Origin of the sequence: Klebsiella sp. CN_Kp066 (assembly GCF_040065135.1) — a bacterium.
In the GTDB taxonomy this organism is placed as follows: Bacteria; Pseudomonadota; Gammaproteobacteria; order Enterobacterales; family Enterobacteriaceae; genus Klebsiella; species Klebsiella oxytoca.
On sequence record NZ_JBEAIU010000055.1, the window covers coordinates 42,251 to 62,206 of the forward strand.

At 55.6% G+C, this 19,956-nt stretch carries 20 protein-coding genes; 6 read left to right on the forward strand and 14 right to left on the reverse strand.

Annotation, left to right across the window (positions count from 1 at the left end):
- The first annotated feature begins 99 nt into the window (after positions 1–99).
- Positions 100–1,437 carry an adenine permease AdeP gene (adeP, locus tag ABLV75_RS22255; RefSeq protein WP_004116723.1) on the forward strand — a complete coding sequence of 446 codons (1,338 nt, stop codon included), beginning with the start codon at positions 100–102 and terminating at the stop codon, positions 1,435–1,437.
- Between the two features lie 84 nt (positions 1,438–1,521).
- Here adeP and ABLV75_RS22260 read toward each other — a convergent pair whose 3' ends face one another.
- The 8 genes from ABLV75_RS22260 to ABLV75_RS22295 form a co-directional block, all read right to left on the reverse strand.
- Positions 1,522–2,088: an NADPH-dependent FMN reductase gene (locus ABLV75_RS22260; protein WP_004116720.1), complete on the reverse strand. Its 567-nt coding sequence runs from the start codon at positions 2,086–2,088 to the stop codon at positions 1,522–1,524.
- 37 nt (positions 2,089–2,125) lie between these two features.
- Entirely contained in the window at positions 2,126–2,863 is a 738-nt protein-coding gene (locus tag ABLV75_RS22265) for a hypothetical protein (protein ID WP_004107226.1), read from the reverse strand.
- A gap of 148 nt (positions 2,864–3,011) precedes the next feature.
- Positions 3,012–3,971, reverse strand: a complete 960-nt coding sequence (yidZ, locus tag ABLV75_RS22270) for an HTH-type transcriptional regulator YidZ (RefSeq protein ID WP_004107223.1) — start codon at positions 3,969–3,971, stop codon at positions 3,012–3,014.
- Positions 3,940–5,124, reverse strand: a complete 1,185-nt coding sequence (locus ABLV75_RS22275) for an MFS transporter (protein ID WP_004107222.1) — start codon at positions 5,122–5,124, stop codon at positions 3,940–3,942. Before ABLV75_RS22275 ends, yidZ begins: the two co-directional genes overlap by 32 nt.
- Positions 5,125–5,321: 197 nt before the next feature.
- Positions 5,322–5,786, reverse strand: coding sequence for an N-acetylneuraminate anomerase (gene nanQ / locus ABLV75_RS22280; RefSeq protein ID WP_004107221.1), 465 nt, complete (start codon positions 5,784–5,786; stop codon positions 5,322–5,324).
- Entirely contained in the window at positions 5,783–6,658 is an 876-nt protein-coding gene (locus tag ABLV75_RS22285) for an N-acetylmannosamine kinase (RefSeq protein ID WP_004107220.1), read from the reverse strand. Before ABLV75_RS22285 ends, nanQ begins: the two co-directional genes overlap by 4 nt.
- Positions 6,655–7,344, reverse strand: coding sequence for an N-acetylmannosamine-6-phosphate 2-epimerase (locus ABLV75_RS22290; RefSeq protein WP_004107219.1), 690 nt, complete (start codon positions 7,342–7,344; stop codon positions 6,655–6,657). Before ABLV75_RS22290 ends, ABLV75_RS22285 begins: the two co-directional genes overlap by 4 nt.
- 50 nt (positions 7,345–7,394) lie before the next feature.
- The gene (locus ABLV75_RS22295; RefSeq protein ID WP_004107218.1) at positions 7,395–8,885 is read right to left on the reverse strand and encodes an MFS transporter; all 1,491 of its coding nucleotides are present in this window, start codon (positions 8,883–8,885) and stop codon (positions 7,395–7,397) included.
- 328 nt (positions 8,886–9,213) lie between these two features.
- Here ABLV75_RS22295 and ABLV75_RS22300 point away from each other — a divergent pair, with 328 nt between their 5' ends.
- Both ABLV75_RS22300 and ABLV75_RS22305 read left to right on the forward strand, forming a co-directional pair.
- A complete protein-coding gene (locus tag ABLV75_RS22300; RefSeq protein ID WP_004107217.1) occupies positions 9,214–10,095 on the forward strand; it encodes a MurR/RpiR family transcriptional regulator in 882 nt (293 codons plus the stop codon).
- Positions 10,096–10,243: 148 nt separating this feature from the next.
- Positions 10,244–11,134, forward strand: a complete 891-nt coding sequence (locus ABLV75_RS22305) for a dihydrodipicolinate synthase family protein (RefSeq protein WP_004107216.1) — start codon at positions 10,244–10,246, stop codon at positions 11,132–11,134.
- A 65-nt stretch (positions 11,135–11,199) separates the two neighbouring features.
- Here ABLV75_RS22305 and ABLV75_RS22310 read toward each other — a convergent pair whose 3' ends face one another.
- From ABLV75_RS22310 to rpmH, 6 genes are all read right to left on the reverse strand, one after another.
- The gene (locus tag ABLV75_RS22310) at positions 11,200–11,607 is read right to left on the reverse strand and encodes a GNAT family N-acetyltransferase (protein ID WP_004107215.1); all 408 of its coding nucleotides are present in this window, start codon (positions 11,605–11,607) and stop codon (positions 11,200–11,202) included.
- A gap of 140 nt (positions 11,608–11,747) precedes the next feature.
- Positions 11,748–13,112 (reverse strand): tRNA uridine-5-carboxymethylaminomethyl(34) synthesis GTPase MnmE, encoded by a 1,365-nt coding sequence (mnmE, locus tag ABLV75_RS22315; protein WP_004107214.1) that lies wholly within the window; start codon positions 13,110–13,112, stop codon positions 11,748–11,750.
- A gap of 93 nt (positions 13,113–13,205) precedes the next feature.
- Entirely contained in the window at positions 13,206–14,852 is a 1,647-nt protein-coding gene (gene yidC, locus ABLV75_RS22320) for a membrane protein insertase YidC (RefSeq protein ID WP_004107212.1), read from the reverse strand.
- A gap of 2 nt (positions 14,853–14,854) precedes the next feature.
- Positions 14,855–15,112 carry a membrane protein insertion efficiency factor YidD gene (yidD, locus tag ABLV75_RS22325; RefSeq protein ID WP_071530267.1) on the reverse strand — a complete coding sequence of 86 codons (258 nt, stop codon included), beginning with the start codon at positions 15,110–15,112 and terminating at the stop codon, positions 14,855–14,857.
- The gene (gene rnpA, locus ABLV75_RS22330; protein ID WP_004871829.1) at positions 15,076–15,435 is read right to left on the reverse strand and encodes a ribonuclease P protein component; all 360 of its coding nucleotides are present in this window, start codon (positions 15,433–15,435) and stop codon (positions 15,076–15,078) included. Before rnpA ends, yidD begins: the two co-directional genes overlap by 37 nt.
- Positions 15,436–15,450: 15 nt before the next feature.
- Positions 15,451–15,591: a 50S ribosomal protein L34 gene (gene rpmH, locus ABLV75_RS22335; protein ID WP_004871828.1), complete on the reverse strand. Its 141-nt coding sequence runs from the start codon at positions 15,589–15,591 to the stop codon at positions 15,451–15,453.
- Positions 15,592–16,212: 621 nt separating this feature from the next.
- Here rpmH and dnaA point away from each other — a divergent pair.
- The 3 genes from dnaA (at position 16,213) to recF (ending at position 19,940) form a co-directional block, all read left to right on the forward strand.
- The gene (gene dnaA / locus ABLV75_RS22340) at positions 16,213–17,613 is read left to right on the forward strand and encodes a chromosomal replication initiator protein DnaA (RefSeq protein WP_004107208.1); all 1,401 of its coding nucleotides are present in this window, start codon (positions 16,213–16,215) and stop codon (positions 17,611–17,613) included.
- 4 nt (positions 17,614–17,617) lie between these two features.
- A complete protein-coding gene (gene dnaN / locus ABLV75_RS22345) occupies positions 17,618–18,718 on the forward strand; it encodes a DNA polymerase III subunit beta (RefSeq protein WP_004107206.1) in 1,101 nt (366 codons plus the stop codon).
- A gap of 148 nt (positions 18,719–18,866) precedes the next feature.
- Positions 18,867–19,940, forward strand: a complete 1,074-nt coding sequence (recF, locus tag ABLV75_RS22350) for a DNA replication/repair protein RecF (RefSeq protein WP_004107198.1) — start codon at positions 18,867–18,869, stop codon at positions 19,938–19,940.
- Positions 19,941–19,956 lie beyond the last annotated feature (16 nt).

Sequence of the window (19,956 nt, forward strand, 5' to 3'; positions counted from 1 at the left end):
AGCAAAATCGATGAAAAAAAGTATCTCACAACCGCCCTTATTGTCGCATTTTGGTATAGGATAGCGACGAATTTTCCCTCCTTTGTTCGGAAACCGATAATGAGTCAACAACAAACCAGCCAGTCTTCTGGCCAGGGTCTGCTGGAGCGCGTGTTCAAACTGCGTGAACACGGCACGACGGCACGCACCGAAGCGATTGCAGGTTTCACCACCTTTCTGACGATGGTGTACATCGTTTTCGTTAACCCACAGATCCTCGGCGTGGCGGGTATGGATACCAGCGCCGTTTTCGTCACAACCTGTCTGATTGCTGCATTCGGTAGCATCATGATGGGGCTGTTCGCTAACCTTCCGGTGGCCCTGGCGCCGGCGATGGGGCTAAACGCCTTCTTTGCTTTTGTCGTGGTACAGGCGATGGGCTTGCCCTGGCAGGTCGGGATGGGCGCGATTTTCTGGGGCGCCGTTGGCCTGCTCCTGCTGACGATTTTCCGCGTGCGCTACTGGATGATTGCGAATATTCCGGTTAGCCTGCGCATTGGTATCACCAGCGGTATCGGCCTGTTTATCGGTATGATGGGCCTCAAAAACGCGGGCGTTATCGTCGCCAACCCGGAAACCCTGGTGAGTATTGGCAACCTGACGTCTCATAGCGTGCTGTTGGGTATTCTTGGCTTCTTTATTATTGCTATTCTGGCTTCCCGCAACATCCACGCGGCGGTGCTGGTTTCTATCGTGGTCACCACTTTGCTGGGCTGGATGCTGGGTGACGTTCACTACAGCGGCATCGTTTCCATGCCGCCGAGCGTAACGACGGTCATTGGCCATGTTGACCTGGCAGGTTCGCTGAATCTTGGCCTGGCAGGAGTGATCTTCTCGTTTATGCTGGTGAACCTGTTCGACTCCTCCGGCACCCTGATCGGCGTAACCGACAAGGCCGGCCTGGCCGATGCTAAGGGCAAGTTCCCGCGTATGAAGCAGGCGCTGTTTGTCGATAGCGTATCCTCCGTTGCGGGGTCTTTTATCGGTACCTCTTCCGTCACTGCCTATATTGAATCTTCCTCTGGGGTTTCCGTGGGCGGCCGTACCGGCTTAACCGCCGTGGTGGTGGGCATTTTGTTCCTGCTGGTGATCTTCCTGTCGCCGCTGGCGGGCATGGTCCCTCCTTATGCCGCAGCCGGCGCGCTGATTTACGTTGGCGTCCTGATGACGTCCAGCCTGGCGCGCGTGAAGTGGGATGATTTAACCGAATCCGTTCCTGCGTTTATTACCGCCGTGATGATGCCGTTTAGCTTCTCCATTACAGAAGGTATTGCCTTAGGCTTTATCTCTTATTGCGTGATGAAGATTGGCACCGGCCGGCTGCGCGATCTCAGCCCGTGCGTTATTGTAGTTTCACTGCTGTTCGTGCTGAAGATTGTGTTTATTGACGCGAAATAAACAGTAAGCCCTTTTCTGTGAAAAGGGCTTTAGCGTTTACACCCTCTCCGCGAGGGAGAGGGGCGGGGTGACATCCCTTTTTATTCAGGCCTTAACTCGCTGAATATACTCGGCAAAAGCGCTAAGCTGCCCGGTCAGATGATCGAGCGTGCCCTGATCGACAACTTTCCCCTCCTGCGGATCCACTTTATTCTGAATCACGCCGCCCATAAACTCGGGCTTATTCATCACCATCGCATCGAGGAATACCAGAATCTGACGCAGATGATACTGGCAGCGCGCGCCGCCAATGGCCCCCATAGAGCTGGTCTGGATCAGAACCGGCTTGCCGGATAGCGGTTGTTCCGGGAGACGAGACAGCCAGTCGATGGCGTTTTTCAGGCCGCCGGGCACCGAGTAGTTATATTCCGGCGTAACGATAACCACGCCATCCGCCTCACGAATTTGCTGCGCGATATCCTGAACGCTTTGTGGGAAACCCTCTTCCTGCTGCACGTCGGCATCATAGAGAGGAATATCGCCAATGGACGGTAACGCGGAAACTTCCATACCCGCGGGCGCGATGCCGGGCAGGGTACGTGCGACCATGGCATTAAAAGAGCCTTTGCGCAGACTTCCGAGTAACGTAACAACTTTCAACGTATCAGACATGATTGCTCCTTTGCATCATGATGGCCGGGAACACCGGTCAGTTGAGGGAGAAGGCTTTTTCTACCGGTAAACTGGTGAAGCGCATCAGCCGGGCGGATGGTTCTTTAGCACGGGTCTGCGCGTCAGGCAGGCTGCGCCAACCCTCTTTCGCGTTATATTCCCAGACTTTTAGCTGGCCAATATCCGGGCTGGCGGCAATAGACCAGACCAGCACCGTTTCGGCGTCGCAGACGGCTTCGATTGACTGCGTCCCGCTTGTCCGCAACCGTCCGGAGCCCGGGAGAAGCTGCAGGTTCAAGGCGGTTTCGCCGGTCAGCTTCATCACGCTTTTGCGTAACGCATCAAGCTGCGCGCGCGCTTCGTCAGGATCGTGCTGATTGCTAATCCATATTCGCTCATTACTGTTAAATACGTAACGTTCTGTATCGTGCGATGCATGTAACGCGCGGGAAGCGTGCGGCAATTCCATATCCAGGCCGCAATCGCCTTCGGTGGTTAAGGCAACGCCGACGATATTTCCGGCATAGGAGATGGAGAAACGCGGGAGATGTTCGTCGCGAAAAGCCGGTTTTCCATTCTCTTCGTCAATAATTTCGGGGAGTTCACTGATGCCGTACAACATAAAGAGGAGTTCTGCGAGGAGTGACCGGGATGCGCGATATCGGCTTTGTCGGTACTCAGGCAGGCGTCTAGCGGATTGATGACAGGCCGCTGACAGGCGTGTGGATAGCGGCTCCCGGGTGTTGAGTATCCCTCTTGCAAAATGCGTTGCCATTCTTCGCTCCGTGATTAATGGTCAATGATAAAAACTGCAAATGATATTATCGCTCAGAATTACCAGGTTTTAATGTGGAAATCATCTCTTGAAAAGGGAAATTGCGTGAATTTTACAATTTATTGCGCAAAGGGGGGCAAACCGGGAGCTATAGCGGTTCGGCGTAGAGCTGCCTGAGCGTTTCCCGTAGCCAGACGATCTTCGGGTTATAACTGTTGCGCTTATGCCAAAGAAGGGTAAAGGGGACGCGTATTTTCTCCAGCTGCGACGGTTCCAGCGGCAGAGGTAAGCAAACCAGCGGCAGGTGGTGCTGCTGATTGTAACGCTGGCAGTAACGCGGAGCGGTGGCCAGCATCGTATGATTGGGCTGAGCGGCCATAAATAACGACTGCTCAAAACCCGGAACGGTCAGCGCCACGGTGCGTTTATGTCCCAGATCCTGCAGGACATCGTCCAGCGCCCAGGTGTCGCTTTGTTCCCAGCAAATATTAATGTGCGGATAGCGCAAGAACGTGTCCAGATTCCACTCTTCGCTCAGCGCGGGATGATCGGCGCGCAGCCATACCTGCGGGAGATCGGTAAACAGGATTTCAAAATCAATATACCAGGGCAGCAGGCTAAGCTGCTCCCGGGAGCGAGGATGTGTTTCCCTGCCGCAAAATCCGATATCGACTTCACCGCGAATAATCGCATCCAGCGAATCGTAATCCCAGTTACGCAGGCGGATCAGCGCCTGAGGATAGCGCTGGTAAATCCGCTGCGAAAGCGTATTGAGAAGGATCATCAGCAGCGGCGACTCTGCCGCCAGCTCAAACTTTAGCCCGCTGGGCATAGTGTGATGAGGCTTATCAAGGATCTGATTGCCCATCTGCATCCAGTCCGCCAGATCCTGCTCCATACTGCTCATCAGCGGCGTGGGCGATAGCCCCAGAGGCGTTTTGACAAACAGCGGATCGTCAAACCAGGCGCGCAGCTTGGCCAGCGATTTGCTTACCGCTGACGGCGAGACGTTCATCCGTTTCGCCGTGCGGGTGACGCTGAGCTCCTGAGTTAAGAGCTGCAGGCAGAGCAGCAGATTAAGATCGAGACTCGACAGGGGTTTCTTCATAGCGTTGCGCGGCCCGCGCCGGAGAGGCGACCATAATCAGAACAATGCTCACTATGCTACAGGCAATAAGTATCCCGATCAGCATATTCATCGCGCTGAGTCCGATGATGGCCGCCAGCCAAATCCACAGAGAAGAGCCGCAAACCTGAGCTATCCCTAAAACTGAACTCGCTACGCCAGCGCGCAGGGTGAATGGCCCGAGGGCCTGACTCATCGCCACGCCAAAGCCTGCGGAGAACCCTGCGCAAATCAGTCCCAGCCCCAGCATCGTCACCGTCTGGCTGGTGGACAGACTCAGCAGCACGCCCGCGCTAAAGAACAGCGCCTGTGAGGTCAGCATGAGCGTGCGGGGTTTAAATAGCGTCAGAGCAAACGGCGTCGAAAACGAAACCACCATGCTCACGAGCGCCATAAGCGCCATGGTCATGGAATAGGTACCGCGATCGAAGCCCATCACCTCCATCATCAGCACCGGTGAGACGTTAACGTAGGTCAGAATAGCCGTCACGCTCAGAGTAGTCATCACGATTCGGCTGAGGAAAAAGCGATTGAGCAGCGACTCCGGGACGATATTTTGCTGCTTTGCCGCGTGCGGAACGGATGTTGGTCGCGTTTCCCGCAACACAAATATCGACAGCAATCCCACCAGAGCCCCCATGCCGCTCATGGTATAGAACAGGCTCTGCCAGGGGAATTTCAGCATAATCAGATGACCGATTACCGGGGCCAGAACCGGAATAATGCAGGTAATACCGTTAAGGAGAGAAAGCACTTTTGCCCGGCGGCGATCGTCCAGGGTATCGCGCAATACCGCAAAGGCGACCACGTAGCAGCTGCCCGCGCCAATCCCCTGAATAAAACGCCCGGCCAGGAAATGGGCGCTGCCCTGCGCTTGCGAGCAAAGAAGAGAGGCCAGCAGGAAAACGACGGCGCCGAAAATCGCCACCGGCTTCCGGCCGGATTTGTCGGCTATACGGCCAGCAAACAGCATCGCCGCGGCCATTCCTGCCAGGTAAACTGAAAAGGCGATGTGCAGCTGCGCTTCACTGGCCCCCAGATCCTGCGCAATGCGCGGCAGGCCGACCAGATACATATCGATGCCGGATGGATAAAGCAGAACCAGCGCAAAACTGCAGATAAGAAAGCGTGCCATAGAACCCCTCACATAAGATTGCCGTAAAGCATAGTGGGGTTCGTGCGGTAGTACGAGTTGCCATTTGGACAACAATGTTTTCCTGAGAGGAAACGGGAGACGCAAGAGACACTTTTCATGCCCGGATAAATCGGTATGGTGGGTTTGATTCAGGGGATACCGTCCCGCCAGCGGGTCTGGCGGGCGGCGGAGGCTTGTCAGGCCAGCAGCGTGTGATTAACTTTAATCACCGTTTTTTTTATCTCAACGCTCTCTGCGCCCTGCACGCCTGGCTTATGCGGCTCGCCCGGCAAGAAAATGGCAAACATACCGGGCTTCAGCACTACCTGCTGCTGGTCGGCAATGGTTGAACATAGCCGGTAGTCGTCCTCGTGGTGCCATGTTTCGCACTCCCGGGCGCTATCGACCACGCCATAATGGATTGTTTCTTCGCCTTCCAGCAGGATCTGAATATCAATAAATTTTTTGTGCAGCTCCGCTTTTTTACTTTCCGCCGGCTGCGTAGCGAAGCGCATGACGTTCATATAAATATCATCGCCCTGTAAATCATAACGCCCGGGTTCACACTGCTGCGGTTGGGCCTTAACGGCCAGCCTCACAGCCTCAAGCAGAACGGGTGATAGTCCTGCGCATTCCGGGTGATGGATATCGCCGATAATCATAATGCTTTGTCCTCTGCTAACAACGCCGCGCCAATCAGCCCGGCATCATGCTGATAGTGTGCGGCTACAATAGGGGTGTGATATACCGCAGGCTCCTGCGCCAGATATCTTTCAACCAGGGGAATATAGCCGGGCGCCAGCCCGATACTGCCGCCCAGGACGGCATACTGGCAGTTATAGCTGGCCTTCATGTCGGCAATCAGCCGGGCGATGGTTTGCGCCGAACGGTGAACTAACGATGTCGCCTGGGAATGGCCGCTTTGCGAAAGAGCAAAAATGGTTTTGGCCGTCATTCCCTGCAGATCGTCGGTTGCCAGCGCGGCGATCCCCCTTCCGGATGCAATAGCCTCCACGCAGCCAATACGCCCGCAGCCGCAGCGCGGGCCGTGCGGGTCAGCCAGCGTATGGCCGATATGTCCGGCCAGCCCCTCCTTGCCGGACAAGAGCTTACCGTGGCAGACGATACCGCCGCCCACGCCGGTAGAGATGGTGATGAAGACCATCTCGCTCGCATCGGCAGCCAGAGCGTGATATTCGGCCCAGGCTGCCGCCTGCGCATCGTTCACCGCCAAGCACGGCAGCCCCGTTAGCTGCGCCAGCGTGTCCCTAAGAGGAAACTGCGCCAGCCCGCCCAGGTTATCCGGGTTTAACGCCGTCAGAACGCCGTGACCAATAATGCCCGTGGAGGCGACCGCTACCTGCCGGGACCGGCCTGCGAAAGGCGCAACCAGCTCGCGTAACGCTTCCGTTAGCGCCGCCGGCGTTTTGCTGGCTGGCGTTGGCAGCGTCTGTTTTTCCAGCACGCGATGCTGAGCATCGACCAGTGCGGCGGCAAGCTTGGTGCCGCCGATATCAATTGCCAGCGTGGTCATAGCGCAGCCTCAGTCAGCGCATCGCGGTACCACTGGCAGATGTGTTCCAGACGCGTAATCGCTGAGCCGACGGTCACCGCCCATGCGCCGTGCTTTATCGCCTGCGCCGCCAGCGCCGGGGAGTTAAATCGGCCTTCGGCAATGACCCGGTATCCTTTGGCGCTCAGCGCCTGCACTAGCGGGAAATCCGGTTCGGTAGGTACCGCATCCGTGGTATACCCGGACATCGTTGTCCCGATAATGTCTGCGCCAAGATTGTGGCACTCAGTCCCGTCCTCCAGGCTGGAGCAGTCTGCCATCGCCGCGCAGCCACGCTGATGAATTCGGTCAATCATTGCCTTAACGCCAACCGGACGCGGGCGATCCGTACCGTCGAAGGCGATAATATCCGCCCCCGCCTGCGCCAGCGCGTCTACATCTTCCAGAAATGGCGTAATGCGCACCGGCGAGTCCGGCAGATCGCGCTTGATGATGCCAATAATCGGTACTGAAATCAGCTCGCGGGTCGCCTTCAGGTTGTTAAGGCCTTCAATTCGTACTGCGACCGCCCCCGTATTGACCGCCGCCAGCGCCATAGCCGCGACGATTTCAGGTTTATCTAACGGGCTACCCGGTACCGGCTGGCAGGAGACAATGAGGCCACCCAATTGTTTAACGTTACTATCCAAATCATCAAATAAAGACATAGCACTATCCCTTACTTCCGTTTGCGCCCGACAGAGCCGGGCGCATGAATTTAGTGTTTATCGCAAAGCGGAGCGTTCGCTTTGTCGTGACCAACCAGTGCGCCGCTGAACGGTTTACCATCAATAGCGTCATGGGTACGTAGCGCTTCCGGGCGAATCCAGCGCTGTACTCGGGACGGCATATCCAGACCAATCAGCAGGATCACCACAAACGTCAGTCCGAAGGAGAGCGACCCCAGCGCCGTACCCAGATGCATGTGCTGTGCGACCAGCGCGCCGAGGACCGGCGCAGCCGCCCCGCCCAGGGCGCCTACGTTATAGGTGAAACCCAGACCGGCAGCGCGCTGGTCGGTGTCGAAGTAGCCGCCGATCAATTTCGGTAAGATCCCGGCAATCCCCTGACCCAGCATCTGCTGGAAGAAGAGAAGGATGCCCAGACCCCAGAGGCTGGAGCCGCCGATGGCGAAGACCGGAATAATCAGAACCTGCGATGCCAGCAGGCTGTAAACGTAGGCTTTTCGCGTGCCCAGCCAGTCGCCGAGGAAACCGCCGACGATGCAGCCGACGGCTGCGCCGAATCCGCTAAAGAAGAGCACCTTCGCGACCGTCGACGGATCGTATGCCAGCTCGGTTTTCAGATAGGTCGGCAACAGCGCCTGGATAGGCCAGGAGTAGAGAAAGGCGAACAGAACGACAACCATCAGCATCACGCCGGTCGGCCAACGTTTTCCGCTGCTCTGTACCATAAAGCTGATGAAAATGATGGTGCAGACGAGCGCCAGCGCAATCACCACGAGCGGATTGTGCAGGTTTCCGGCGAAGCAGAACCAGAGCGCGGCCGTTGCGGCCAGCGTCATCAGCATATTCATGGCGCGATATTTACCGCGATAGAGGATATCCACCATCGTCCGCACCGGCGTTTTTTTCGTCTGGCGCTCTGTCCAGTCTTCCGTTTCCGGAATATTTTTACGCAGCCACAGCGCGAAAATAATCGGCAGAATGCCGAGGAAGAACAACGCGCGCCAGCCCCATAAGGGGACCACCAGACTGTAAACCTGCGCCGCTACGACAGCGCCGACGGAAAAGCCGGAAATCAGGAAGCCGCTGGCTTTATTTCGCAAGTGTTTTGGCCAGCTTTCAATCACATAGGTGGCGCTGGATCCGTACTCTCCGGCCATTCCCATTCCAATCACCATACGGGCGATAAACATGGAGGTGTATCCAGGCGCAAAGCCGCAGGCCAGCGTACCGACGGAGAAAAGAATAATACTGCTGACCATCGCGAGGCGGCGGCCATAGCGGTCACCCATCGCCCCCAGCAGCAAGCCGCCGAACCAGCGGGAGATAAACGCCGCCGAGATAATACTCGCCGCCTGTACCGTGGTGAGCTGGAATTCGCTTTGTACTTCGGTGAGCACCAGAGCAATTAAAACGAAATCAAAACCATCCAGTAAATAGCCCAGCCAGGCTGCGGAAAACGCCCGCCACTGCGACTTATTGAGGTGCTTATACCATGGTTTGGTACTTATTATTTCACTCATATGCTCTCCTGTGATGAGCAACGTTTTTATGCTGTAGGGCCAAAAAAAAGCAGGGTGCCGCGCACCCGAATGAAGTTAAACTCCAATTAATGTATTTTTTAGAAGTTAAACACCACAAGGGCTTTGCATGAGATATGTGAACAAGATCATGGTCACAGGCGAGGGGGAATGAAAAAAGGCGATCTGACTCACGCGATGAGACGTAATATGTTTTTGCCGCGCCGGGGATAGCCGCATCACCACGGCGTTTTTTAAAAAACCATATTGCCTGGCGCTGAACTGTCCTCCATCATGAGCGCCTGATAATCGCGTAAACAGTAGGGAAGAGATGACGACTCCGACTTCGCCGGTCAAAGCCGGGAAAATACTTGATACCCTGGGGGCGATGCAAAGCAGTATGACCCGCGTCGGGAAAAGCATCGCGCAGTATGTGATCGCTTCCCCGCATAAGGTGACTCAGCTTTCGATTGCCGATCTCTCAGAGGAAGTGAACGCGGGCGAAGCATCGGTGATCCGTTTCTGTCGACAGCTGGGCTATAAAGGTTTTCAGAACTTCAAAATGGAACTGGCCATTGAGCTGGCCATGAACGATAGCGATGACAACAGCACGCTGCTGGAGGCTGAAATTCAGAAAACCGACGATGCGCACACCATCGGCCTGAAGCTCCAGGGCGCCATCTCGACCGTGCTTTCGGAAACGCTAAATCTGCTGGATATGGAGCAGGTGGAACGGGTCGTGGAGGCGCTGCATACTTGTAATTGCGCCTATATCTTTGGCGTTGGCGCTTCCGGACTGACCGCCGAGGAGATGAAGCATAAGCTGATGCGAATCGGGCTGCGCGTCGATGCCTTAACAAATAATCACTTTATGTATATGCAGGCCGCGCTGCTCAAGGTTGGCGATGTCGCCATCGGCATCAGCCACTCCGGACATTCGCCGGAAACCGCGCACGCCCTCGATCTGGCAAGGCAGGCTGGAGCCACCACCGTCGCCTTAACGCATAACCTCGGATCGCCATTGAGTAAAGTCGCTGATATTACGCTCATTAACGGCAACCGACAGGGGCGCCTGCAGGGTGACTCTATCGGCACTAAAACGGCGCAGCTCTTCGTTCTGGATCTCATTTATACGCTGCTGGTGCAGAGAGACCCGGAAGCCGCCCGCGCGAATAAACTGCGAACGATGGATGCTCTGTCCATGCTCAAGTAGCGCGAATTTAGTGCGATTCGTCACAATCTGATACTCCCGTTTTTTCTCCCTGCCGGTAACCTGTTGCAACCGGCATCGTTAGCCCCTAGGATGGAGTAATACTTCAAAATTAATTAATTTAAGAAGAAAAACACCATTCGAGGATTACATGACAAAGTTAACAGGTCTTATTGCCGCCCCCCATACGCCTTTTGATGCCAACGGCGAAGTCAACTACCCCGTTATCGATCGGATTGCCGAGCATCTGATTGCGCAGGGCGTTAAAGGTGCTTACGTCTGTGGGACGACCGGAGAAGGCATCCACTGTTCCGTAGAAGAGCGTAAAAAAATTGCCGAGCGCTGGGTCGCGGCAAGCCAGGGACAATTAAGCATTACGCTACACACCGGGGCTCTCAGCATCGCCGATGCGCTGGAGCTCAGCCGCCATGCTGAAACCCTGGATATTTTTGCCACCTCGGTCATCGGACCGTGCTTCTTCAAACCGTCAACCGTCGACGATCTGGTGGAATATTGCCGTATTATCGCCGCCGCCGCGCCGTCAAAAGGCTTCTATTACTACCACTCCGGCATGTCGGGTCTGAGCCTGGATATGGAGCAGTTCCTGATCGCGGCAGCGGATAAAATCCCGAACCTGTCCGGTATGAAGTTTAACTCCGCGGATATGTATGAGTTCCAGCGCTGCCTGCGCGTCAACAATCGCCAGTTCGATATTCCGTTCGGCGTGGATGAGTTTTTACCGGCAGGCCTGGCCTGCGGCGCCGTCGGCGCGGTTGGCAGTACTTATAACTATGCGGCGCCGCTCTATCATCGTCTGATCGACAGCTTTAACCGGGGAGACCATCAGGATGTTGCTGCCTGTATGGATAAGGTTATCGCAATTATTCGCGTCCTGATTCAGTACGGCGGCGTTGCGGCCGGGAAGCTGGCGATGCAGCTGCACAGTATTGACGTCGGCGATCCGCGCCGCCCGCTGCGCCCGATGACCAGCGAGCAAAAGCGCGTCGCGCTGGACGCTTTTCGCGCTGCCGATTTTATTTAATCGTTAAGCGCATCGACTGGCATCCGCGGGATACCGCATCCCCGGATGCTTCTTTATCAGCGACGTTATTTCCAGATCTTTGCCATACCTTCACTTTCTGGCCTGACGCTGGAAAACCCAAATTTTGCGTACAGCTCGGGAACATCCGCCACCAGCGAGACGTATGCCCCTTTAAACGCGTTTTCATCCAGCCAGGCGACAATTTTTTGCATGATCTGGCGACCAAGCCCTTTTCCCTGATGAGCGGGATCAACGGCGACGTCGACGATTTCAAAGTTCAGCGCGCCGTCGCCGACGATGCGCCCCATCCCAACGGGCACGCCCTCATAGAGGATATGCACCCCGTAGCAGCTATGCGGCAGACCCGCGCGGGCGCCTTCCAGCGGGCGCGGGGACATACCAGAAATGATGCGCAGGCGGCAAAAGTCTTCCGCAGAAGGTACGGTATCAATCAGGGTGTAATCACTCAACATGGTGGTATCCGGTACGAGTAAAGCGAGGGTATCGATAAGGGTAATAGAGAAAGCGCTGTGCCGTGAAGACGTAAAGGGAAAATAATAAACCCGCTTTAACAGGACGTTAAGGCGGGTTAGTCAATGCTCACAAACTGAGATTACTTACCAATACAGAAACTGGAGAAAATGCGCCCCAGCAGGTCGTCGGAGGTAAACTCACCGGTGATTTCGCTCAGGTTCTGCTGGGCCAGGCGCAGCTCTTCCGCCAGCAGCTCGCCAGCCCAGGCGCCCAGCAGCTGCGCTTTACCCTGCTGCAGATGCTCTGCGGCATCGGACAGCGCCTGCAGGTGGCGACGGCGCGCCAGAAAGCCGCCTTCCATATTGGTCTCAAAACCCATGCTCTGCTTGAGATGATTGCGCAGCACGTCTACGCCCTCGCCGGTACGCGCCGAAAGGCGGACAAGTGAGTGGTCATTTACTTCGCTCAACCCCAGCGTTTCGCCGGTAATATCCGCTTTGTTGCGCACCACGGTAATCGGCAAATTTTTCGGCAGACGGGCGATAAAATCTGGCCAGATATCCGCCGGATCGGTCGCACCGGTGGTGGTGCCGTCGACCATGAACAGTACGCGGTCGGCTTGTTCAATCTCCTGCCAGGCACGCTCGATGCCGATGCGCTCGACCTCGTCGTTCGCATCGCGCAGGCCGGCGGTATCAATGATGTGCAGCGGCATACCGTCAATGTGGATATGCTCGCGCAGAACGTCGCGGGTGGTTCCGGCAATATCGGTGACGATAGCCGCTTCCCGGCCCGCCAGCGCGTTCAGCAGGCTTGATTTCCCGGCGTTCGGCCGCCCGGCAATGACCACTTTCATCCCTTCGCGCAGCAGGCTGCCCTGGCGCGCCTCGGCGCGCACGGCGTCGAGATCGGCGATAACCGCGTTAAGCTGGGCTTCAATTTTACCATCGGAGAGGAAGTCGATCTCTTCGTCCGGAAAATCAATGGCTGCTTCGACGTAGATGCGCAGGTGAGTCAGCGCTTCCACCAGATGGTTGACGCGAGTAGAGAATGCGCCCTGCAGCGAATTCAGCGCTGAACGAGCCGCCTGCTCGGAGCTGGCGTCGATCAGGTCAGCAATCGCTTCGGCCTGGGCTAAATCGAGCTTATCGTTCAAAAACGCGCGCTCGGAGAACTCGCCGGGCCTGGCGATGCGCACACCCGGAAGCGTCAGAATACGTTTCAGAAGCAGGTCGAGAATAACAGGGCCGCCATGGCCCTGAAGCTCCAGCACGTCTTCACCAGTAAAGGAGTTCGGGCCGGGGAACCACAGGGCAATACCCTGATCCAGCGCGCTGCCGTCGCTGTCTTTAAACGGTAGGTAGTCGGCATAGCGCGGTTTCGGCAGCTTGCCCAGCACCGCCTGCGCAACGTCGCGCGCCTTCAGGCCAGAGATGCGCAGGATGCCCACACCACCGCGTCCCGGTGGGGTTGCCTGGGCGACGATAGTGTCGTTATGGCTCATGGTGACTCTCTATGTAGATGTAAAAAAGGCGGTCTATTGACCGCCTTCTCTGGCATTAACGTTACCGTAAATACTCAAAATAATTCAAGAGTATCAGGATTTTTTCTTCTCGCGGCTATGCAGACCACGCTTCTCCAGACCACGGTAAATCAGCTGCTGCTGAATAATGGTGACCAGGTTGCTGACGATATAGTAAACCACCAGACCAGACGGGAACCACAGGAAGAACACCGTAAAGATGACCGGCATAAAGGTCATGATCTTCTGCTGCATCGGGTCGGTCACGGTAGTCGGAGACATCTTCTGAATGAAGAACATCGTCGCGCCCATGATGATCGGCAGGATGTAGTACGGGTCTTGCGCAGACAGGTCGTGGATCCACAGGATAAACGGCGCATGACGCAGTTCAACCGAGGCGCTCAGCATGTAGTACAGCGCAAGGAAGATTGGCATCTGGATAATCAGCGGGAAGCAGCCACCCAGTGGGTTAACCTTCTCCGCTTTATACAGGGCCATCATCTCCTGGCTCTGACGCTGCTTGTCGTCGCCCAGACGCTCGCGCATTGCCTGAATCTTCGGCTGCAGCATACGCATCTTCGCCATGGAGGTGTACTGCGCTTTGGTCAGCGGGTACATGATGCCACGAACGATAAAGGTAATGACGATGATGGAGAAGCCCCAGTTGCCCAGATAGCTGTGGATCCATTTCAGCAGCTTGAACAGCGGCTGAGAGATAAACCACAGCCAGCCGTAGTCGACGGTCAGGTCAAGATGCGGCGCAACGGCGGCCATTTTGTCCTGAATGGCCGGGCCGACCCACAGGGTGCTTTCCAGCTTGTCGGTTTGACCCGGCTGGACCAGAACCGGCTGAGATTTGTAGCCGATAGCCACAAGACCGTTGCCAAGGTTCGCGGTATAGAAGTTGTTAGTGCCGTTGTTCTGCGGAACCCATGCGGTAGTAAAGTACTGCTGCAGCATGGCAACCCAACCGTTTTTGGTGCTGACGTTCAGGTTTTCGTTATCAACGATAGTATCGAATTTATATTTTTCGTACTTCGTTTCAGACGTTGAGTACGCCGCGCCACGGAAGGTGTGCATGGTAGTCAGGCCACCGGTCTGGGTGTCGCGATGCGTCGGCAGGTTGGCGGTTTGCTTCAGCTGGCCAAAGGTTGAGATTTCCAGCGGTTTTTCGCTGGCGTTCTCTACGCTATAGCCGACGTTCACCGCATATTCACCGCGCTTCAGGGTGAAGGTTTTGGTGAATACGTTGCCTGCTTTATCGGTGTACGTGAGCGGAATGACGATTTCGTTCTGGCCATCAGCCAGCACAAACGCATCTTTATCGACGTTATACAACGGACGCGGTCCGTTTGCCGGATTGTCCGGGCCATCACGACCGGTTAAACCGCTCTGCGCCTGATAGGTAAACTGCGGCGAAGTTTCCAGAAGCTGGAATGGCTCAGTTGACTTCAGCTCTTTCGGATAATCCAGAAGCAGCGCCTGCTCAACATCACCACCGCGGGTGTTGATGGTCAGGTCAAGCACATCGGTTTTTACCGTAATCAGTTTCCCCTGGCCACTGGCCGGTACGCCCTGGTCGGCGGCGCTACCCGTTGCTGTGGTCGTTGTCTGCGTGGTCTGCTGCTGAGGCTGAGGATTGTTATCCTGCTCCCAGGCTTGCCAGATCATGAAAGACACGAACAACAAAGCGATGATAAGAAGATTGCGTTGCGAATCCATCGTTAGTGTTCTCTGGTATCAAATGGTCCAGGCGGGACGGGATCGTCACCACCAGGGTGTAAAGGGTGGCATTTTAATACGCGTTTCACCGTCAACCAACTGCCTTTTATCAATCCAAACCTGCGCAATGCCTCAATTCCGTATTGAGAACAGGTTGGCGTGAAACGGCAGTGCGGCCCGAGTAGCGGACTAATCAGGCGCTGATAGACCCGAATCAGGCCTATCAGGACCCGCGAGCCAAGCGACAGTGGCGGCGCCATAATTTTTCCAACGCTTCCGAGAGAGCACGGTTATCGAGGTCGGCAACCCCTTTCTTCGCCACCACCACGAAATCCATTGGCGGGAGTTCATGTTGACGTAAACGGAAGCTTTCACGCGTCAGACGTTTGATCCGATTGCGTTCATGCGCACGCTTAACGTTTTTCTTGGCGACGGTAAGACCGATGCGGGGATGCCCCAGCGAATTTTGGCGGCCGAGGATGGTGATTTGCGGCGTGCCAGCCCGTAATGGCTGCTGGAAGACGAAAGTGAAATGACTGGGAGTTAACAAACGTAACTCCCTGGGAAATGCGAGCTTAACCACTCAGGGTTAGCTTTATTACTTGGAAACGGTCAGACGAGCGCGGCTTTTAGCACGACGACGTGCCAGAACCTGACGACCATTTTTAGTAGCCATACGAGCACGGAAGCCGTGAGAACGGTTGCGCTTCAGTACAGACGGTTGAAAAGTGCGTTTCATGGCGATTTCTACCTAAACTTGAATAATTTCACTGACTTTCGCGTAAATCCGAACGAATTTCGAACGGCCTACGCCTCAGCGTGGGTGATTAAAGAGGCCGGATTGTAATAATTGTACACTCCGGAGTCAATTCTCTTTCCTTATTTCTCGCACCTTGCCGCACAAAAAACAGGCGATGGCGCGCTGCGGAAAACGGGCATTACGCGCCGGGTGGGGGATTATACGACCTGGTGGATAAAGCGCAAGGATCGTAAAGGATCTTTGTTAGATCGATTAGGCTCAAAACCCGCGTAGCTCATTAATTTTTCCAATATGCGGCTGAAATCGTGCTTCACTCCAGCCAGGATCGATTACACTTATCCAGCTTCGATCCTTCCTGTGGATAAATCGGGAAGAATCTGTTGAGAAACACAAGATCTCTTTCTCAGTTTAGGCTATGATCCCCGGTCCCGATCGGGATCCAGAGATCCGCATCGGGTAATAACCGCAGATAGCGGTTCGCACGTCACCCCTTTTGTGCAGGGGCTTTTCGGCTATGCAGGGTCTTGTCGACGTGTGCCAACAATCACGATTGTTTCAGTTTCTCTTTATATATCGATTTTTGTTCGAGTGGAGTCCGCCGTGTCACTTTCGCTTTGGCAGCAGTGTCTTGCCCGATTGCAGGATGAGTTACCAGCCACAGAATTCAGCATGTGGATACGCCCTTTGCAGGCGGAGTTGAGCGATAACACGCTGGCACTGTATGCGCCAAACCGTTTTGTGCTCGATTGGGTAAGGGATAAATACCTCAATAATATCAATGGACTCCTCAATGATTTTTGCGGTGCGGATGCCCCACAGCTGCGCTTTGAAGTCGGCGCGAAGCCTGCCGTTCAGATGCAGAGAGGCGCGGTAAGCGTTGCCGCGGTCGCCCCTGCGCAGCAGGTTCAGACGGCGCGCGTTGCCCCGACTATCGTGCGTCCAGGCTGGGATAACGTGCCGGCGCCGGCAGAACCGACCTATCGCTCCAACGTCAATGTGAAACATACGTTTGATAACTTCGTCGAGGGTAAATCTAACCAGCTGGCTCGCGCGGCGGCGCGTCAGGTAGCGGATAACCCCGGCGGCGCGTATAACCCGCTGTTTCTTTATGGCGGCACCGGCCTGGGTAAAACTCACCTTTTACACGCGGTTGGTAACGGGATTGTGGCGCGTAAACCCAACGCAAAAGTGGTTTACATGCACTCCGAGCGCTTTGTGCAGGACATGGTAAAAGCTCTGCAAAACAACGCCATTGAAGAATTTAAGCGCTACTACCGTTCCGTTGACGCCCTGCTGATCGATGATATCCAGTTTTTTGCTAATAAAGAGCGCTCGCAGGAAGAGTTTTTCCATACCTTTAACGCCCTGCTGGAAGGCAATCAGCAGATCATCCTGACCTCGGATCGCTATCCGAAGGAGATCAACGGGGTTGAAGATCGTCTGAAATCACGCTTCGGCTGGGGTCTGACGGTTGCGATCGAACCGCCAGAGCTGGAAACTCGCGTGGCGATCCTGATGAAAAAAGCGGATGAAAACGACATCCGCCTGCCGGGCGAAGTGGCGTTCTTTATCGCCAAGCGTCTGCGCTCTAACGTACGTGAGCTCGAAGGGGCGCTGAACCGCGTTATCGCCAATGCCAACTTTACCGGCCGGGCCATCACTATCGACTTCGTCCGCGAAGCGCTGCGCGATCTGTTGGCTTTACAGGAAAAACTGGTCACCATCGACAATATTCAAAAGACGGTGGCGGAGTATTACAAAATTAAGGTAGCGGACCTGCTGTCTAAACGCCGCTCCCGTTCGGTGGCGCGCCCACGCCAGATGGCGATGGCGCTGGCAAAAGAGCTGACCAACCACAGTCTGCCGGAAATCGGCGATGCGTTTGGCGGTCGCGACCATACCACCGTCCTGCACGCTTGCCGCAAGATTGAGCAGTTGCGTGAAGAAAGCCACGATATCAAAGAAGATTTTTCCAATTTAATCAGAACATTATCCTCGTGACGCTATGAAATTTACCGTAGAACGTGAACATTTATTAAAACCGCTGCAACAGGTGAGTGGTCCTTTAGGTGGTCGTCCGACGCTACCGATTCTTGGCAACCTGCTCCTTCAGGTTACCGATGGCGCGCTGTCGCTGACCGGTACCGATCTGGAAATGGAAATGGTCGCGCGCGTTGCGCTGATTCAGCCGCACGAAGCGGGAGCAACAACCGTTCCGGCGCGTAAATTTTTTGATATCTGCCGCGGCCTGCCTGAAGGCGCGGAGATCGCGGTACAGCTGGAAGGCGAGCGTATGCTGGTGCGTTCCGGGCGCAGCCGTTTCTCGCTCTCGACGCTACCGGCGGCGGATTTCCCTAACCTTGACGACTGGCAGAGCGAAGTTGAGTTTACCCTGCCGCAGGCGACCATGAAGCGCCTGATCGAGGCGACGCAGTTTTCGATGGCTCACCAGGACGTTCGCTATTACTTAAACGGTATGCTGTTTGAAACCGAAGGCAGCGAATTGCGCACCGTAGCGACCGATGGCCACCGCCTGGCGGTCTGCTCTATGCCGCTGGAAGAGTCCCTGCCCAATCATTCGGTGATCGTGCCGCGTAAAGGCGTGATTGAGCTGATGCGTATGCTTGATGGCGGCGATACGCCGCTGCGCGTACAGATCGGCAGCAACAACATCCGGGCTCACGTTGGCGACTTTATCTTTACTTCGAAGCTGGTCGATGGTCGCTTCCCTGACTATCGCCGCGTACTGCCGAAGAACCCGGACAAGCATCTGGACGCCGGTTGCGATATTCTCAAGCAGGCCTTTGCCCGGGCGGCGATTCTTTCTAACGAAAAATTCCGCGGCGTGCGCCTGTATGTCAGTGAAAATCAGCTGAAAATCACCGCCAATAACCCGGAGCAGGAAGAAGCGGAAGAAATTCTGGACGTTACCTATGCCGGTACGGAAATGGAAATCGGTTTTAACGTCAGCTATGTACTGGATGTGCTGAACGCGCTGAAGTGTGAGAACGTACGTATTCTCCTGACGGATTCCGTTTCGAGCGTGCAGATTGAGGATGCGGCTTCGCAATCCGCAGCCTACGTCGTCATGCCCATGCGATTGTAGAATCTGCAAAGGGGCTGGTTTACTTGCCATTTCGCCTTCCGGCAGTGCTCGAAATGCTCACGTACTTCGTGTACGCTCCGCTTTCTGCGCGCTGGCGGTAGACGAACTGGCTGCGACACCTACGCCCCTTGAATGATGACGAGCTGATATGTCGCTATCCCGACTTCTAATCAAAGACTTCCGCAATATTGAAAATGCGGATCTCGCCTTATCCCCCGGCTTTAACTTCCTGGTTGGCGCCAACGGCAGCGGCAAAACCAGCGTGCTTGAAGCTATCTATACGCTCGGCCACGGTCGGGCGTTTCGTAGCTTGCAGATTGGCCGCGTGATTCGTCACGAGCAGGAGTCATTTGTTCTGCACGGTCGCCTGCAGGGCGAAGAGCGAGAAGTCGCCATCGGCCTGACGAAAGATAAGCAGGGCGACAGCAAGGTTCGTATCGACGGCACCGACGGCCATAAAGTGGCGGAGCTGGCGCTTCTGATGCCGATGCAGCTGATTACGCCAGAGGGGTTTACTTTACTCAACGGCGGCCCCAAATACAGAAGAGCGTTCCTTGATTGGGGATGCTTCCACAACGAAGCCGGATTCTTTACCGCCTGGAGCAACCTGAAGCGCCTGGTGAAGCAGCGCAACGCCGCGCTGCGTCAGGTGAGTCGCTATGCCCAGCTGCGGCCATGGGATCTTGAGCTGATCCCGCTGGCGGAGCAAATCAGCCGCTGGCGCGCCGAATATAGCGCCGCTATTGTCGAAGATATGGCGGATACCTGTCGGCAGTTTTTACCTGAGTTCGCCCTCACCTTTTCTTTCCAGCGCGGCTGGGAGAAAGAAACGGATTATGCCGAGGTGCTGGAACGAAATTTCGAACGCGATCGCATGTTAACCTATACCGCGCACGGTCCGCACAAAGCGGATTTCCGCATTCGTGCCGACGGCGCGCCGGTAGAGGATACATTGTCGCGCGGGCAGCTTAAGCTGCTGATGTGCGCCCTGCGGCTGGCGCAAGGTGAGTTTTTGACCCGCGAGAGCGGGCGACGCTGCCTGTACCTGATAGATGATTTTGCCTCGGAACTCGACGACGCGCGGCGCGGGCTGCTGGCCAGCCGTTTAAAAGCCACGCAGTCGCAGGTTTTCGTCAGCGCCATTAGCGCTGAACACGTTATAGACATGTCGGACGAAAATTCGAAGATGTTTACCGTGGAAAAGGGTAAAATAGCGGATTAACCTAAGATTAAATGAG

Coding starts and splice junctions, on each gene's coding strand:
- adeP (WP_004116723.1), top strand. CDS start 100: ATGAGTCAACAACAAACCAGCCAGTCTTCTGGCCAGGGTCTGCTGGAG.
- ABLV75_RS22260 (WP_004116720.1), bottom strand. CDS start 2,088: ATGTCTGATACGTTGAAAGTTGTTACGTTACTCGGAAGTCTGCGCAAA.
- ABLV75_RS22265 (WP_004107226.1), bottom strand. CDS start 2,863: ATGGCAACGCATTTTGCAAGAGGGATACTCAACACCCGGGAGCCGCTA.
- yidZ (WP_004107223.1), bottom strand. CDS start 3,971: ATGAAGAAACCCCTGTCGAGTCTCGATCTTAATCTGCTGCTCTGCCTG.
- ABLV75_RS22275 (WP_004107222.1), bottom strand. CDS start 5,124: ATGGCACGCTTTCTTATCTGCAGTTTTGCGCTGGTTCTGCTTTATCCA.
- nanQ (WP_004107221.1), bottom strand. CDS start 5,786: ATGATTATCGGCGATATCCATCACCCGGAATGCGCAGGACTATCACCC.
- ABLV75_RS22285 (WP_004107220.1), bottom strand. CDS start 6,658: ATGACCACGCTGGCAATTGATATCGGCGGCACCAAGCTTGCCGCCGCA.
- ABLV75_RS22290 (WP_004107219.1), bottom strand. CDS start 7,344: ATGTCTTTATTTGATGATTTGGATAGTAACGTTAAACAATTGGGTGGC.
- ABLV75_RS22295 (WP_004107218.1), bottom strand. CDS start 8,885: ATGAGTGAAATAATAAGTACCAAACCATGGTATAAGCACCTCAATAAG.
- ABLV75_RS22300 (WP_004107217.1), top strand. CDS start 9,214: ATGACGACTCCGACTTCGCCGGTCAAAGCCGGGAAAATACTTGATACC.
- ABLV75_RS22305 (WP_004107216.1), top strand. CDS start 10,244: ATGACAAAGTTAACAGGTCTTATTGCCGCCCCCCATACGCCTTTTGAT.
- ABLV75_RS22310 (WP_004107215.1), bottom strand. CDS start 11,607: ATGTTGAGTGATTACACCCTGATTGATACCGTACCTTCTGCGGAAGAC.
- mnmE (WP_004107214.1), bottom strand. CDS start 13,112: ATGAGCCATAACGACACTATCGTCGCCCAGGCAACCCCACCGGGACGC.
- yidC (WP_004107212.1), bottom strand. CDS start 14,852: ATGGATTCGCAACGCAATCTTCTTATCATCGCTTTGTTGTTCGTGTCT.
- yidD (WP_071530267.1), bottom strand. CDS start 15,112: ATGGCGCCGCCACTGTCGCTTGGCTCGCGGGTCCTGATAGGCCTGATT.
- rpmH (WP_004871828.1), bottom strand. CDS start 15,591: ATGAAACGCACTTTTCAACCGTCTGTACTGAAGCGCAACCGTTCTCAC.
- dnaN (WP_004107206.1), top strand. CDS start 17,618: ATGAAATTTACCGTAGAACGTGAACATTTATTAAAACCGCTGCAACAG.
- recF (WP_004107198.1), top strand. CDS start 18,867: ATGTCGCTATCCCGACTTCTAATCAAAGACTTCCGCAATATTGAAAAT.